9 protein-coding genes are annotated in these 15,863 nt (G+C 71.1%); 6 read left to right on the top strand and 3 right to left on the bottom strand.

The genetic code is table 11. The features are described from left to right. Positions 1-162: 162 nt before the first annotated feature. The 4 genes from ACIBSV_RS06215 to ACIBSV_RS06200 are packed head-to-tail and all read left to right on the top strand — an operon-like array spanning position 163 to position 8,286. Complete coding sequence (locus tag ACIBSV_RS06215) at positions 163-1,695, top strand: DUF2397 domain-containing protein (RefSeq protein ID WP_395859790.1); 1,533 nt, start codon at positions 163-165, stop codon at positions 1,693-1,695. Beyond that, the gene (locus ACIBSV_RS06210; protein ID WP_395859789.1) at positions 1,692-2,885 is read left to right on the top strand and encodes a TIGR02678 family protein; all 1,194 of its coding nucleotides are present in this window, start codon (positions 1,692-1,694) and stop codon (positions 2,883-2,885) included. Before ACIBSV_RS06215 ends, ACIBSV_RS06210 begins: the two co-directional genes overlap by 4 nt. Continuing rightward, on the top strand, positions 2,882-6,997 hold the full coding sequence (locus tag ACIBSV_RS06205) for a TIGR02680 family protein (protein ID WP_395859788.1): 4,116 nt from the start codon (positions 2,882-2,884) through the stop codon (positions 6,995-6,997). The genes ACIBSV_RS06210 and ACIBSV_RS06205 overlap by 4 nt, the downstream gene beginning before the upstream one ends. Next, complete coding sequence (locus tag ACIBSV_RS06200; protein ID WP_395859787.1) at positions 6,994-8,286, top strand: TIGR02679 family protein; 1,293 nt, start codon at positions 6,994-6,996, stop codon at positions 8,284-8,286. Before ACIBSV_RS06205 ends, ACIBSV_RS06200 begins: the two co-directional genes overlap by 4 nt. A gap of 115 nt (positions 8,287-8,401) precedes the next feature. Here ACIBSV_RS06200 and ACIBSV_RS06195 read toward each other — a convergent pair whose 3' ends face one another. Then, positions 8,402-10,537: a 3-hydroxyacyl-CoA dehydrogenase NAD-binding domain-containing protein gene (locus tag ACIBSV_RS06195; protein WP_395859786.1), complete on the bottom strand. Its 2,136-nt coding sequence runs from the start codon at positions 10,535-10,537 to the stop codon at positions 8,402-8,404. Further along, entirely contained in the window at positions 10,534-11,760 is a 1,227-nt protein-coding gene (locus ACIBSV_RS06190; RefSeq protein ID WP_395859785.1) for a thiolase family protein, read from the bottom strand. Before ACIBSV_RS06190 ends, ACIBSV_RS06195 begins: the two co-directional genes overlap by 4 nt. A gap of 462 nt (positions 11,761-12,222) precedes the next feature. Between ACIBSV_RS06190 and efeO the strand changes: the two genes are divergently transcribed. Both efeO and efeB read left to right on the top strand, forming a co-directional pair. Continuing rightward, positions 12,223-13,359 carry an iron uptake system protein EfeO gene (gene efeO, locus ACIBSV_RS06185; protein WP_395859784.1) on the top strand — a complete coding sequence of 379 codons (1,137 nt, stop codon included), beginning with the start codon at positions 12,223-12,225 and terminating at the stop codon, positions 13,357-13,359. A gap of 110 nt (positions 13,360-13,469) precedes the next feature. After that, complete coding sequence (gene efeB, locus ACIBSV_RS06180) at positions 13,470-14,747, top strand: iron uptake transporter deferrochelatase/peroxidase subunit (protein WP_395859783.1); 1,278 nt, start codon at positions 13,470-13,472, stop codon at positions 14,745-14,747. 129 nt (positions 14,748-14,876) lie between these two features. On the opposite strand, the gene efeU is transcribed toward efeB, so the two are convergent. Then, positions 14,877-15,728: an iron uptake transporter permease EfeU gene (efeU, locus tag ACIBSV_RS06175; protein ID WP_395859782.1), complete on the bottom strand. Its 852-nt coding sequence runs from the start codon at positions 15,726-15,728 to the stop codon at positions 14,877-14,879. Positions 15,729-15,863 lie beyond the last annotated feature (135 nt).

Here is a 15,863-nt window from a genome sequence, read left to right as displayed (position 1 = left end):
TCGGCACATCGTTCATGTCCGCCACTGTGGCGTTCGCCGCATGGATGGCCCCGTCGGTTCCGACGGGGGAACTCCCCGGATCGCCGCAGAGCCGATCTCCGAGGCCGTGGCTTTTGGCGGCTTCGCGGGGAGGGGCCGGCCGAGGTCGCCTAGGCTGAGCGGATGACGCACGGCGACCAGGAGAATCGGGCTCGGCTGGTTGCGTACAGCTATCTGAGTGTGCCGGAGCGGGACGACTATCTCGCCATCGTCCGACTGTTCGGGACCTCGTTGATGGCCGATCTGTCGGCACACGAGGTCGCAGAGCGGCTGGGCCGGGGTGACCTGGATACCGTGACCGCTCGGTTGGACGCGCTGGTCGGCTGGGGGAACCTGATCCGCAGTACACATCGTGTGCGGGCCGCCAGCATCGCCGAGTTCCAGCGGGCCCGGGCGCGCTATCAGATCTCCAAGCTCGGCGAGCGCATCCAGCGGGACGTGGACGACGTGCTCTCCTGGGCGGATGCGGCGCGTGAGGTGGCCGCCGAGTTGCTCGCGCTGGTGGACCGGGAACTGGCGGGGCTGGCTCTGGGGGTGGTGGCGCCCGGTGGCGTGGACACCGAGCAGGGCAGGGACGCGGTCGCCACGTTGTTCGTTCAGTTCGGTGAGTTCGCCGAGTCGGTGCGGGACTTCTATGCCTACCTGGGGCAGGTGTTGGCGCGCTACGACCTCGACGGTGACGAGTACCACGGGTTCAAGGCACTGCTGCTCGACTACGTCGAGGCCATCCGTGCGGACGTGGCGTTTCATACGCCGCGCATCCGGGCCTCCCTCGACGCGCTGTGGCCGCATCTGGGTGACCTTCTGCGCCGGATCGACGATCTCGGGGGCGGCCTGACCGGCATCGAAGAGGTCACCGGCGCACGGGTACAGCGCAGTCGTGGCCGCGAACTCGCCGATTGGGACGCGCTGCGCGCGTGGTTCGTCGACACGGATGGGCGCGGCAGTCAGGTCGATCAGCTCCGGGCCGCGACGATGCGTGCGCTCGGCTCGCTGCTCGCCAACGCCAAGCGGATGATCCGCTCGACCACTTCGGGGCAGTCCCGGCGCGGCGATCTGATCCGACTCGCCGCCTGGTTCGACGCGTGCGACGAGGCCGGCGCTCATGACCTGTACGCGGCGGCGTTCGGGCTCTACGGGGCACGTCGGCTGGGCGTGGCCGGGGACCTCGACCAAACGGTTCCCGCCGGAACGAGCTGGTGGGAGGGACCGGTGGCGGAGGTGCCGCTCGCCCTGCGCGAGCGCGGTGAGCGGTCGCAACGCGGACGGGCGGCGTCGGTCGAGGACCACACCGCGCAAAAGGCCCACCTGATGGCACGCGCCCACGCCGAGGCGACCGCTCGAACCGAGGCTGCCGCCGAACTGCGGGCAGTGGCCGGCCAGTTCGAGCGGGCCAGGCTCTCCACGGCGGCCAAGGGGCTGTTCGAGGAGTTGTTCACCGGCGCGCTGGGCAGCGTGAGTGGTGATCTCGCCGCCCTCGACGGCGCCCGCTGCGACCTCGAAGAGCTCGATATCGCGCTCGGGCTGCGCGTCGAACCCGCGGCTCGCACGGTGGTACGCAGCGCCGAAGGTGACTTCGAGATCGAGGGACTACGCCTCCTGCTCGGCCGGGCCGGCGCCGATTGGGGCCTTTCCACGGTCCGGGAGAGTCGATGAGCGACCTCGACCACGACGCCGCGATCGCGGACGAGCGACGTATCGCGGCTCGACGACTGCTCGCCGACGCGCTGGTGCTCGCGGACGGACCGCATCGCGACGAGTTCGCCGCGATCCGCCGGCACGCCGAGTGGCTCACCACCGCTTTTCGTCGGTTCCTCGGCTACGAGGTCGTTGTCGAGGCGCGTTTCGCCCGGCTGCTGAAGGCCGGGCCCGGAGCGGGCGCGGGGCGTGGGCTCACCCGCTCCACCGGGACGCCGTTCAATCCGCGGACCTACGCCTACCTCACTCTCGGCCTCGCGGCGCTGGTCACCGCGTCCGATCAGGTGTTGTTGTCCCAACTCGTCACCGACATCCGCGGCGCGGCGGTCGACGCCCGGATCGAACTCGAGGACGCGGGCCGGCAGGTCGAGCGTCGCACGCTCACCGCCGCTCTGCGCCAACTCGTGCTGTGGGGAGTACTGGTCGAGGTCGACGGCAACCTCGGCGACTACGTCGAGAAGGAGGACGCGGAGGCACTGCTGAGCGTCGACCGCGACCTCGCCCGGGCATTGATCGCCGGCCCGCTCGGACAGGCGAACGACGCCGCGCACCTGGTCGCGCTCGCCCGGGAACCGGGCCATCACGGCGTGCGCGTGGCGGTCCGTCGACGCTTGGCGGAGACCCCCGTCGTCCTTCGCGACGAACTCGATGCGGACGAGGACGACTGGCTGCGCAGGAATCAGCGGCGGGAGGCCCGCACGTTCGAGGAATTCCTCGGCCTGCACGCGGAGATCCGCGCCGAGGGCGTCGCCTTGTTCGACCCCGCCGACGAGTTGTCCGATCTGGCTTTCCCCGGCCGAGGAACGGTCGCCCAGGCGGCGCTGCTGCTGATCGAACGTCTGGTCGCCCGGCTGCGTCCCCACGAGCCGACCGCCGCGGTCTTCGCGGCCGAGCCGGTGATCGACGAGACACTCGCGGCGCTCGTGGCGCAGTATGGGCGTAAGGCCGGGTGGCAGCGCGATCTGATCGAGAACCCCACCCGCCTTCGTGACGAGGTCACCCGACTCCTGGCACACATGAGGCTCTTGCGGAGACCCGTGGCCGGGGAGGAGGGGGTCGTGTGGGAGGTCCCCGCGATCGCCGCCCGCTATGCCGCCCGCGTCCGCGAGCGGCAGCCCCGCGCGGTTCAGGAAGGTATCCCTTTGTGACAGTGCCGATTCCCCTCGCCCTCCCGCGACACCCGCACCGATTCCGCCTCTCCCGCGCGGGCATCCGCAACGTCTGGCAGTACGACGACGCGCGCTTCGACTTCGCCGACGGCCGGATGCTGCTGCGCGGCAAGAACGGTGCGGGCAAGTCCAAGGCGCTCGAGATGTTGCTGCCCTACCTGCTCGACGGCGAACAGCGCTCGATCGACGCGATGGGCACCGGGCGGACCACGCTCAAGTGGCTGATGCTCGACGGCTATACCGCGACCAATCGGCTCGGCTACCTGTGGGTCGAGTTCGAACGCGTTGACGGCGATGGCGCCCTCCGGCACATCACCCTCGGCGCGGCCGTGCGCGCGTCCAACTCGACGAAGGAGGCCAAACCCTTCTTCTTCGTCACGAGCCGGCGCGTGGACCACGACTTGACGCTCGTCGAGAACGGACAACCGCTCGGGATCGACCGCCTCAAGGAGGCAGTCGGCGCGGCCAACGTCACCGATCGCGCGGCCGAGCATCGCACCCGGGTCGCCCGGGATCTGTTCGGCCTCACGGACGTCGCCCGCTACCGCAGCCTGACCCATCTCCTGCACCGCCTGCGCCGGCCCACTGTGGGGGACCGGATCGAGGCCGGTGGCCTGACCGCCGTCCTCACCGAGGCGCTGCCGCCGCTGGACGAGGACATCCTGGCGATGGTCGCCAAGCATCTCGACGACCTGGCGGCCATCCGGCACGACCTCCACGATCTCGAAGAGCTGGACCGGGCTCTGGCTCGTTTCCTGACCGGCTATCAGGGATATCTGCACGGAGTGCTCCGAGGCCGGGTCGACAGGGTGGCCGATCGGTTGACCGGTCTGGCCGCCGGTCGGCGGGCCGCGGGGGACAGTGAGCGCAAGGCCGCCGACCTGCGCGCCGAAGAGGACCGGCGCACCGAAGTACTCACCCACTGGGGGGACTTGTTCCGCGCCGCCACGGCGGAGTTGCGGGCCCTCCAGGAGAGTGCCGCCTACCGGAGTCTGACCGAGATCCAGGACCGTACGCTGCGGGTCCAGGCGATCGAGGACGCCTCCCGGTCCGCCGGCCGCGCCGCCGACACCGCCCGTCGGGCGGAGGAGGCCGCCGCTGCCCGGCTCGCGGCCGACCTCGAACGGATCGCGGGCACGGTCAAGGATCTCGGAGCCGAACACCGCGCGCTCGTTCGAACGGTCGTACCCGCCGGGCTCGACGCCACCACGACCGGCGTCGCACCGACCACCCCCGTCGAGACCTTCGCCCCCGGGGTGATCGCAGTGGATGTCGAACCGCTGCGTGCGGCCATCGAGGAGTGGGCGAGCCGACTGGAAGCGGCCGGCCCCGTGGTCCGGGCCCGACTGCGTGCCGTCGGCGAACTCGATCGGCACTTGGTGGCGGCGCTCGACGCCGGTCAGGCGGCGCGGACCGCCGCCTCGGACGTCGAGCGCCTGGACACCCAGGTGGAGCACGCGCGGCTGCGCATCGACCGGCACACGGCCGAGGTGGAGCAGGCCGGCGCCGTGTTCGCCGAGCGGGTCCGCGCGTGGGCGCACCCGCTCGCGGACCTGGCGGCGCCGATCGTGACGCTGGTGACCGCGGCGCAGGACGATTCGCTGCCCCTGGCGGAGCGCGCGCTGCCGGCCGACACGTACGACGACGTCGAGCGCGCCGCGCGGATGGTGGTGGATCCGCTGGTCGTCGCGCTCGACGCGGATCGCGACGAGGCTCGCGAACAGGTCCGGACCGCGGCCGGCGAACTCGCCGCGCTTCGCGCCGAGCACGACGAGTGGACCCGCCGAGTCGACTCGATGCCTGCCGCCGGACGGTTCCGATCGGCGCTCCGGGCACCGGGTACCGGTGCGCCGCTGTACCGCCTCGTCGATTTCGCCGTCCACCTGAGCGATGCCGAACGGGCGGGCTTGGAGGCCGCGCTGGAGGCATCGGGGCTGCTCGATGGCTGGGTCACCGCCGAGGGCCGAGTGTTGGCCGCGGACACCCGCGACGTGCTCCTGGTGCCGGCGGGTGCCATCGGCGGGCAGAGCCTGGACGACCTGCTCGTCCCGGTGTCCGTGCCGGAGAGCGGCGTGACCGGTGGTCAGGTTCGGGCGCTGCTGCGCTCGATCGGTGTGCACGAGGGCACGAGCCGGATCGCTCCCGACGGCACCTGGAAACTCGGCGTGGCAACCGGAACGTACACCAAGGCACAGGCCGAGTACGTCGGAGCCGAGGTTCGCGCCGCGACCCGGCGCCGGCGGCTCGCCGAGCTCGTCATCCGGATCGAGAACGCCCGAGTCGAACACGAGAGCCGGCAGGCCGCGCTCGCCGGCCTCGATCGCCGGCGTGAGGAACTGCGTGCCCTGCTTCGCGCCCTGCCCTCGGGCCGCGATCTGCACGCGGCCTGGGTCAGGCTCGGCGAGGCCCGCGAACAGTCGCGTGACCTGGCGACCGGGTTGGCCGTCGCCCGCCGGGACGCGGACGCGAAGCGGGTCGTCGAGGTCACGTGTCGAGAGCGCGCCCACGCCTACGCGACCGCACACGCGCTGCCCGCCGAACAGGCCGAACTGGCCAGGTTGCGCGGGCTCGTGGATCGGGTCCGACACGACGTCGAGGGACTGCGTCGGCGCGTCCTCGCGGCGCGCGACGCACTCGCGCCGCATCGGGACGCGCGCGATGGATGGCGAACGGCCCACGAGGAGCACGATCGCCTGGTTGCCGCGCATGAGGACAGCCTGCTGCACCTCGCCGAGGAACGGGCCGGGCTGGCCGTACTGGAGGCCGCGCTCGGTGAGGACCCGCAGGCCATTTTGGCCCGCGAGCGGGAGGTGTCCCGGCGCTTGGAGGAGGCCCGCGGCGAGATCCGCCCCGCGGAGCGCGCCGTGGCGAGGATCCACGACGAGGCCATCCGAGCCGAAACCGAACGCGACGCCCGCAAGGCGGATCTGAGTGCCCTGGAGGAGGCCGTGGTCGACGCCGGCGCGGACCTGCGCCGTGCGCTCGCGCTGCCCGAGGTCCAGCGCGGCGCCGGTCTCGACGGCGTCGAGGCGCTGATCGCGCCCGAGCCGCCCGGCACCGATGTCCGCGCCCGGATCCGCGCCCTCGACGGCCTCCTGCGGGAGATTCGCGAGCGGCTCGGCGCGCCGACGAAGGACGTCTCCGATACGACCCTGCTCAACCGGTACACCGAACTCCGGGCCGGCCTGCGCGGCGGTTACGACGCCGCGTTGACCGAGACCGACGGGGTCAAGTTGTGCCACATAGCCGACGACCACGGGCGGCACGACGTGGCCCTGATCGCACTGCGACTGGCCGGGCAGGCCCAGGACGCCCGCAACCGCCTCTCCGAGCGCGAGCGCGAGGTCTTCGAGAAGTACCTGCTGGGCGAGCTGGGTGACAACCTCACCGGTCAGGTGTTCGCGGCGAAGGCGCTGATCGCGTTGATGAACGAGACCTTGGACGGCGTCCGCACCTCGCACGGCCTCGGCGCGCGCTTGGTGTGGAAGATCCGGGAGGACGCCGACGCCGATACCCGCGCCGCGGTCGACCTGCTGGACGGACCCGCCGCGCTGCGCTCGCGCGAACACGCGGAAAGCCTGCGGACCGTGCTCCAGCGGCTGATCGAGGCCGAACGTCTCAAGGACCCCACCGCCGGCTACGCCCTGCACCTGCGTCGGGCCCTGGACTACCGCGAATGGCACGCCTTCGGTGTCCAGGTTCTCGACGACGCGCGCCCCGGCAGCGCACGCGCCCTCAACGCTCGGACCGGCCTCAGCCAGGGCGAACAGCGGGTGATCTCCTACCTCGTCCTGTTCGCCACCGCCGCCGCGCACTTCGAGTCGGTCGCGGCCGGTGCCGTCCAAGCGCCGCGGATGATCCTGCTCGACGACGCGTTCGCCAAGGTCGACGAACCTACGCACGGGCGCCTGTTGGGCCTCCTGGTCCGGCTCGATCTCGACTTCGTACTGACCAGCGAACGCCTGTGGGGCACCTTCCGCGAGGTGCCGTCGCTGCACATCTACGAATGCCTGCGCGACCCGCACCATCGCGGGGTGGCAACCCTCCACTTCACCTGGGACGGCTCCCGCAAGCGCCTGGTGGCGACGTGAGTTCGAACCCGCCCGGTGGCACGGCGAGCGTCGATCCGCCGCAGATCCCGACATCGCCGGAGCTCTCCCCGGCCACCGTGGCCTGGCTCGCCCGCCCCGAACTCGCCGGCTTGTGGCAACGCCTGCGTGCCCGTCTGGAGGGCAACGGCCGCACCGTGCAAGGCCACATCCGCGGCGGGCACTGGGACCAGGCCGAACGCCGTGAACTGTCGATGCTGCTCGGTAGGTCCGTGTCGCCGACCGGAAACGTCACGGTGGCGCTCGCCGACGTCGACGCCCGACTGCGCGCCACCGCAGGCGGTTTGATCCCCGCGCTCGAAGCGCTCGGCGGCCCCATCCGCGACCGCCGGGGCGAACGCCTCAGCGCCCGCGACGCCACGACGCGACTGTGGGACGAGGCCGCCACGATCGCCGACCGAGACTGGGTCGAGTCCGTACGCCGCTCCGGTACCCTCGCCCGCCTGGACACGGCCGCCGCCCTGCGGCTGATCGAACAGGGCGCCCGAGTCCTGACCACCATCGACCCCGATCGCCCCGTCGGTCGCGGCGACCTGGCCGCCCTGGTCACCGGTACCGCGCACGGGCTCGACGATGGCACGCTCCTGGCCCGGATCGTGCTGCGCGGGCTGGCGCTTCGACACGCGCGGGGTGAGATCCCCGCCCACGCGCCGGGCCGGCGTGACCTGTGGCGAACGGCCGGCGCGGTCACCGACGAGGTCTCGGCGACCGTGCTGACCCTCGGTCTGCGGCCCCCGGGTTCGAGTCCGGCCTCTCGACTGCTGCGCGAGCGCGCGGACGCGGGATACGAGACGCATCTGAGCATGCGGGAGATCCGTCGGCTGGCCGGTCCGCCCGTTCCGCCGGGGACGCGGGTCTACGTCTGCGAGAACCCACGGGTGGTCGAGGTCGCCGCCGATCGCGGCGTGCGAGCCGCGCTCGTGTGTACCGCCGGCAACCCGGCGACCGTGGTGATCACCCTGCTCGAAGCCCTCGCCGGGGCCGGCGCCCGATTGCGCTACCACGGCGACTTCGACTGGCCGGGCCTGGCGATGGCCGACCGGGTGCTGCGCCGTTTCGGCGCCTCGCCGTGGCGGATGGCAACCGCGGACTACGAAGCAGGCGTCGGTCTGGCCCGAAGGCACGCCACCCCACTGGAGCCCCTCGCGGGCGGCCCCCACAACGCCACATGGGACCCCGAACTCACCCCGACCATGCTCGCGTCGGGCGTCAAGCTCGAAGAGGAGACGGTTCTCGACTTCCTGGTCGCGGAGCTGCTGCGGGCGGCGTGATCGAGCAGGCGCGCACGGCGCGCACCGACACCGCGATGCCGGCGCGTCCGACCGCGTCCGACACGCGCGCCAAGGGCGGCCCGATGGAGCAGGGCCGCCCTTCGCACGTTGTCGACTAGCGCGGCACCGAAGCCGCGCCCGCCGGGAGGAAGCGCTTGCCGAGGGTCTTCTCGCTGACCCCGGCGCGGTCCAGGTACGGCGTGATGCCGCCCAGGTGGAAGGGCCAGCCGGCGCCGGTGATCATGCACAGGTCGATGTCCTGCGGGGCGGCGACGACGCCCTCTTCGAGCATGCGGTTGATCTCGTCGGCCAGGGCCGCCAACGCCCGGTCGCGGACCTGCTCCTCCGTGGAGGGGGAGTCGCCCACCTGCAGCAGCGCGGCGACCTCGGGGTCGACCTCCTGGGCGCCCGAGGCCCAGGTCAGGAAGGAGCGCTTCCCGGCCTTGACCACACGCTCGAGGTTGGGCGAGACGCCGAAGCGGTCCGGGAAGGCCGTGTGCAGGGTTTCGCCGACGTGCGCGGCGATCGCCGGCCCGACGAGTTCGAGCAGGACCATCGGGGACATCGGCAGGCCCAGCGGGGCCAGCGCGTTGTCGGCGATCTCGATCGGGGTGCCCTCGTCCACCGCGGCCAGCACCTCGCCCAGGAAGCGGGTGAGGACGCGGTTGACCACGAACGCCGGGGCGTCCTTGACCAGGACCGAGGTCTTCTTGAGCTGCTTGGAGACCGCGAAGGCGGTGGCGAGCGCACCGTCGTCGGTCTGCTCCGCGCGCACGATCTCCAGGAGCGGCAGGACCGCGACCGGGTTGAAGAAGTGGAAGCCCACGACCCGCTCGGGGTGCGCCAACTTCGAGGCCATCTCGGTGATCGACAGGGACGAGGTGTTGGTGGCCAGGATGCAGGTCGGCGAGACCACGGCCTCGACCTCGGCGAACACCTGCTGCTTGACCGACATCTCCTCGAACACGGCCTCGATCACGAAGTCGGCGTCCGCGAACGCGTCCTTGGTCAGCGAGCCGGTCACCAGCGCCTTGAGCCGGTTCGCGGCGTCCGCCGAGATCCGCTTCTTGAGCAGCAGCTTGTCGACCTCGGCGTGCACGTAGCCGACGCCCTTGTCCACCCGCTCCTGGTCGATGTCGGTCAGCACGACCGGCACCCGCAGGCGACGCGCGAACAGCAGCGCGAGCTGCGAGGCCATCAGCCCGGCGCCGACCACGCCGACCTTGGTGACCGGGCGGGCGAGCTGCCGGTCGGGGGCGCCGGCCGGGCGCTTGGCGCGCTTTTGGATCAGGTTGAACGAGTACAGCCCCGCGCGCAGTTCGTCGCCCATGATCAGATCGGCGAGCGCGTCGTCCTCGGCGTCGAAGCCGGCCTGGAGGGAGGCGACATCGCCGAACCGGGCCGTGCGCGCGGCGTCGATGATCTCCAGCGCGCGATACGGCGCGGGGGAGGCCCCGTGCACCTTCGAGTCGGCGATCTCGCGACCTCGGGCGATCGCCGCGTCCCAACCGGCGCCGCGGTCGATCTCCGGCCGCTCGACCACGATCTCGCCGGAGACGACCTTGCCCGCCCACACCAGCGACTGGGCCAGGAAGTCGGCCGAGTCCACCAGCGCGTCCGCGATCCCGAGCTTGAAGGCCTTGGGACCGTTGAGCTGCCGGTTCTGGTTCAGCGCGTTCTCGATGATCACGGTGACCGCGTTGTCCGGGCCGATCAGGTTCGGCAGCAGCACGCAGCCGCCCCAGCCGGGGACCAGACCCAGGAAGCACTCGGGCAGCGAGAAGGCCGGCACCGCGGTGGAGATGGTGCGGTACGTGCAGGCCAGTCCGATCTCGACGCCGCCGCCCATCGCCGCGCCGTTGTAGAACGCGAACGTGGGCACCGACAGCGTGGTCAGCCGCTTGAACACGTCGTGGCCGGCCTTGCCGATGGCGTGCGCGTGCTCGCGCAGGCCGACCTTCTCGACGCCCTTGAGGTCGGCGCCGACCGCGAAGATGAACGGCTTGCCGGTCACGCCCGCCGCGACGATGTCGCCCGCCGCGGCCATCGCCTCGACCTTGTCGATCGCAGCGTTCAGCTCGCCCAGACCGGCCGGGCCGAACGTGTTCGGCTTGGTGTGGTCGAAGCCGTTGTCGATCGTGATCAGCGCGAACCTGCCCGCGCCGCCCGGGAGATCGAGCACGCGTACGGGGAAGTGCGAGACCAGCTCGTCCGGGAAGACCTCGGCGGCCAGTCGGGTCAGGTCGCTCACTTGTCGTTCCCCTCGGAGTTCGCGGTGTTCGCGGTCCAGTTCGGGTTCTCCCAGATGACGGTGCCGCCCATGCCGAGCCCGATGCACATCGAGGTCAGGCCGTAGCGAACCTCGGGGTGCTCCTCGAACTGGCGCGCGAGCTGCGTCATCAGGCGCACGCCGGACGAGGCGAGAGGATGGCCGAAGGCGATCGCGCCGCCGTACTTGTTCACGCGCGGGTCGTCGTCGGCGATCTTGTAGTGGTCCAGGAAGGACAACACCTGGACCGCGAACGCCTCGTTCAGCTCGAACAGGCCGATGTCCTCGATGGTGAGGCCGGCCCGCTCCAGCGCCTTCTCGGTGGCCGGGACCGGGCCGATGCCCATCACCTCGGGCTCGACGCCGGCGAAGGCGAACTGCACGAGCCGCATCTTGATCGGCAGGCCCAGCTCGCGCGCGGCGTCCTCGGAGGCGAGCAGACACGCGGTCGCGCCGTCGTTGAGGCCGGCCGCGTTGCCCGCGGTGACCCGGCCGTGCGGACGGAACGGGGTCTTCAGCGCGCCGAGGCCCTCGAGCGTGGTGCCCGGGCGCATCGGCTCGTCCACGCTCGACAGGCCCCAGCCCTGCTCGATCGAGCGGGCCGCGACCGGCACCAGGTCGGGCTGGATCTTGTTGTCGGCGTACGCCTTGGCGGCCTTGTCCTGGCTGCCGACGGCGAACTTGTCCGCGCGCTCCTTGGTGAGCTGCGGGAAGCGGTCGTGGATGTTCTCCGCGGTGTTGCCCATGACCAGCGCGGACGGGTCCACGAGCTGCTCGGAGATGATCCGCGGGTTCGGGTCGGCGCCCTCGCCCATGGGGTGGCGGCCCATGTGCTCGACACCGCCCGCGACCACGACGTCGTAGGCGCCGAACGCGATGCTGCCGGCGGCCGTGGTGACCGCGGTCATCGCGCCCGCGCACATGCGGTCGATCGAGTAGCCGGGCACCTCGCGCGGCAGCCCCGCGAGCAGCGCCGCGGTGCGGCCGATGGTCAGGCCCTGGTCGCCGATCTGCGTGGTGGCCGCGATGGCGACCTCGTCCACGCGGCCCGGCGGCAGCGACGGGTTGCGGCGCATCAGCTCACGGATACACGCGATGACGAGGTCGTCGGCTCGCGTCTCGTGGTAGATGCCCTTGGGGCCGGCCTTGCCGAAGGGGGTACGGACGCCGTCTACGAAGACGACGTCCCGGACGTTACGAGGCACGAGCGCACACTCCTCCTGCGATGGGTTCGGGCCCCATGCTACTCATGAGTAACCAATGGTCCTAGCCCTCGGCTCCATTCCGGTCACCGACGTGTCCCGCCGGTCGTCTCGTCCGGGTCGTCGCGGGCCGTCGTGGGCCGCGCCGCGGGCGGGATCCCACCCCTCGGCACGTGATGGGGGCGGGGTCGGGTGGCAGTCGCGGGCGACGTGACGTGATCCACTTTCGCCGGCGCGGGCCTTTACCCCGGCTTGACCGTATGGGGGCATTCGGCTGACAAAATAAGCCAAGCCTAGGCTTGGTTAGCCTTGCCTAATAACTGCCTTTCGTCGCATTTGAACACCCGCTTTGTGTATGCGTGTTCGACCCGGTGTGTCCCGCCGTGTCGGGCGCGACGCATCCCCACGCCATCCGTCTGCCGGGCCTCGACCCGTCTTCGCGCTGTCTCGTCCCCGGGAGAGTCCATGTCTGTCGTCCGTCGCCGCCCCGCCGCCCGTGTGCTGGGTACCGGACTGTTGCTCGCGCTCCCGCTCGCCCTCAGCGCGTGCGGCGGTGACGACTCCTCCTCCGGCGACGCGGTCAAGGTCACCGCGAAGGACAAGTCGTGCGACGTCGCGAAGAAGGACTGGTCGGCCGGCAAGAACAGCATCAAGGTGACCAACAAGGGCAGCCAGGTCACCGAGCTCTACGTCTACGCGCAGGGCGACCGGATCGTCACCGAGCGGGAGAACATCGGCCCCGGCACGTCGGCGACGCTGACCTTCGAGATCAAGGCCGGCAAGTACGAGGTCGCCTGCAAGCCGGGCATGAAGGGGGACGGCATCCGGCAGACGATCACGGTCGCCGGTACGCCCGCCGAGAAGCCGGTCGACCCGCGCCTGGCCACGGCCGTCGCGCACTACCGCGCGTTCACCACCGAGACGGTGGACCGGATGTTGCCGATCGCCACCGAGTTTGTGAACGCGGTCAAGGCCGGCGACGTGGCCAAGGCCAAGGACCTCTACCCGAAGTCGCGCCTGGGCTGGGAGACCATCGAGCCGGTGGCGGAGAGCTTCGGCGACCTCGACCCGCAGATGGACGCCCGCGAGGCGGACCTGGAGCCGGGGCAGGAGTGGTCCGGCTGGCACCGGATCGAGAAGACGTTGTGGACGACCGGGCAGATCACCGACGAGGACAAGCGCTACGCCGACCGGCTGCTGGCCGACCTCAAGACACTGCAGTCGAAGGTCGGAACGGCCGAGATCACCCCGACCTCGATCGCCAACGGCGCCAAGGAACTGCTCGACGAGGTGGCGACCGGCAAGGTCACCGGCGAGGAAGAGGCGTTCAGCCACACCGACCTGTGGGACTTCGTGGGCAACGTGGACGGCGCGAAGAAGGCGTTCGACCTGCTCAAGCCGTACGTGGCGGAGAAGGACGCGGCGCTGGCCGGCACCCTCGACGGCGAGTTCGCCAAGATCCAGGGCCTGCTGACCAAGTACAGGCAGGGCGAGGGCTACGTTTCCTACGACACCGTCGACGAGGCCAAGCGCAAGGAACTGTCGGACGCGGTCAACGCGCTCGGCGAGCCGCTGTCGAAGCTGGCTGGCGTCGTCGCCTAGCCCGGTACGGCCGGCCGCGCCGAAGCGGCCGGCCGTATCGAAACGTGCGGTCGCAATACGGCCGGTCGCGGCACGACGTCCGGTCGCAACAAACGCCATAGGGAGGGCCCATGACCGAGATCGAGCACGACACCGAGACGGTCGAGCCGTCGGGTGACGGTTTCAGTCGACGGGCCCTGCTGGGTTGGACCGGCGGCGCGCTCGTGGTCGGCGCCGCGACAGCCGGCGGGGTGGCCACCGCGGTCACCGGCATCGACGACACGTCGGCCGACGAACCGACGGGCGCGGTGGACTTTTACGGCGTCAACCAGGCGGGCATCGCCACCCCGGTCCAGGACCGGCTGCACTTCTGCGTGTTCGACGTGATCACCGACGACCGCGCCAAGCTGGTCAGGATGCTCCGGCAGTGGACCGCGGCCGCGGCCGCGATGACCACCGGGAAGGCGATCGGGACCGGCGCGGACAGCGGCGTCCCACAGTCGCCGCCGGACGACACCGGCGAGGCGGTGGGGTTGCCGCCGAACAACCTCACGCTCACCGTCGGGTTCGGGCCCTCGCTGTTCGACAAGGACGGCAAGGACCGGTTCGGGATCGCCGCGAGGAAGCCCGAGGCGCTCGCCGAACTGCCCCTGTTCCCCGGCGACAAGCTCGACCCGCAGCGCTCCGGCGGCGACATCGCCGTGCAGGCCTGCGCGGACGACCCGCAGGTGGCGGTGCACGCGATCCGCAACCTGGCCCGGATCGGCTTCGGCGTGGTGTCGGTGCGCTGGTCCCAGTTGGGTTTCGGCAAGACCTCCTCGACCACGCCCGAGGCGATGACGCCGCGCAATCTGTTCGGCTTCAAGGACGGCACCCGCAACATCGCCGGCACCGAGACCGAGCGACTGCGCGAGCACGTGTGGGTGCCGGCCGGCGAGGGTCCGGACTGGATGACCGGCGGGTCCTACCTGGTCGCCCGCCGGATCCGGATGCACATCGAGACCTGGGACCGGACCTCGCTCGCGGAGCAACAGGACATCATCGGCCGCTCCAAGGGCGTCGGCGCGCCGCACGGCGCGACCGGCGAACACGACGTGGTCCCGCTCAAGGCGCTGCCGGAGAACTCGCACGTACGGCTGTCGCATCCCGACTCGAACAACGGCGCGACCATCCTGCGCCGCGGCTACTCGTTCGTGGACGGCTCGGACGGGCTCGGCCGGCTCGAGGCGGGTCTGTTCTTCCTGGCCTACCAGCGCGACCCGCGCAAGGGCTTCATCCCGCTCCAGCAGCACCTCGCGGCCAACGACACGATGAACGAGTACATCCAGCACGTGGGTTCGGCCCTGTTCGCGTGTCCCGGCGGGGTGCGCGGCGCGGACGACCACTGGGGGAAGGCGCTGTTCGGCTGACCCGCGGCGACCGTGCCACGCCACCGCGCGCGGTACGTCTCCCGGCCTGCCCCACCGTCCTGTGGGCGTTGCCGCGAAGGGCCCGATCCGAGGTACGGATCGGGCCCTTCGCCGTGGTGTGGTCCTTGCTCAGGCGGTGGCCGGGGTTTCCAGGCCGGCCGCCGGTGTCCTGCTCTTGCCGTCGCCCTTGGGGAGGAAGAGGAACAGGGCCATCACGGGGACCAGATACGCGAGCCAGACGGCGACCTGGAGGACGGTGGGGTCGGGCTGGAAGTTGAGGATGCCCTTGAAGAGGGTGCCGTACCAGCTGTCCGGGGGGATGGTGTCGGTGATGTCGAAGGCGCGGTTGTTGAGGCCGGGGACGAAGTCGGCCTCCTGGAGGTCGTGGACGCCGTAGGCCAGGACGCCGGCGGCGACGACGACGAGGCCGGCGCCGGTCCACAGGAAGAACTTCGCGAGGTTGATCCGGACGGCGCCGGCGTAGAAGAGGTAGCCCAGGACGACGGCGGTGGCCAGACCGAGGGCGACGCCGATCATCGGGTCGGTGTTCTCGCCGGTGGAGCGGGCGGTGCCCCACACGATCACCGCGGTTTCCAGGCCCTCGCGGCCCACGGACAGGAACGCGGTGGTCACCAGCGCGCCGGTACCCATCGCGAGCGCCTGGTCGAGCCGGCCCTGCAATTGCGCCCTGAGCGCGTGCGAGGTGCGCCGCATCCAGAAGATCATCCAGGTCACCAGCAGCACCGCGAGGATCGACAACGACCCGCCGAACAACTCCTGCTGCTTGAACGTCATCTCGGCCGAGGTCAGTTCGAGGGTCGCCTCGAGCGCGACGCTCAGTGCCACCGCGGCGCCGACCCCGAGCCAGACCGCGGGCAGCGCGTCCCGGCGCTCGCTCTTGACGAGATAGGCGATCAGGATGCTGACCACGAGGGCCGCCTCCAGGCCCTCGCGCAGGCCAATCAGATAGTTGGCGAACACAGGCCACCCCACGACTCGAACAAATGTTGAAATTTAGGCGAGGCTAACCAAACCACCCGGCGGTTCCGGCGTCAATGCGGGCAAAGCAAAGCCCCGGTAAGGGTGTCCGGGCACGCACAGGCGGCGAAGCGCGGG

The organism is Embleya sp. NPDC050154 (assembly GCF_044460165.1).
Lineage (GTDB): Bacteria > Actinomycetota > Actinomycetes > Streptomycetales > Streptomycetaceae > Embleya.
Note: the sequence above shows the minus strand (reverse complement) of the source record. Positions and strands in the feature narration are given on the sequence as shown.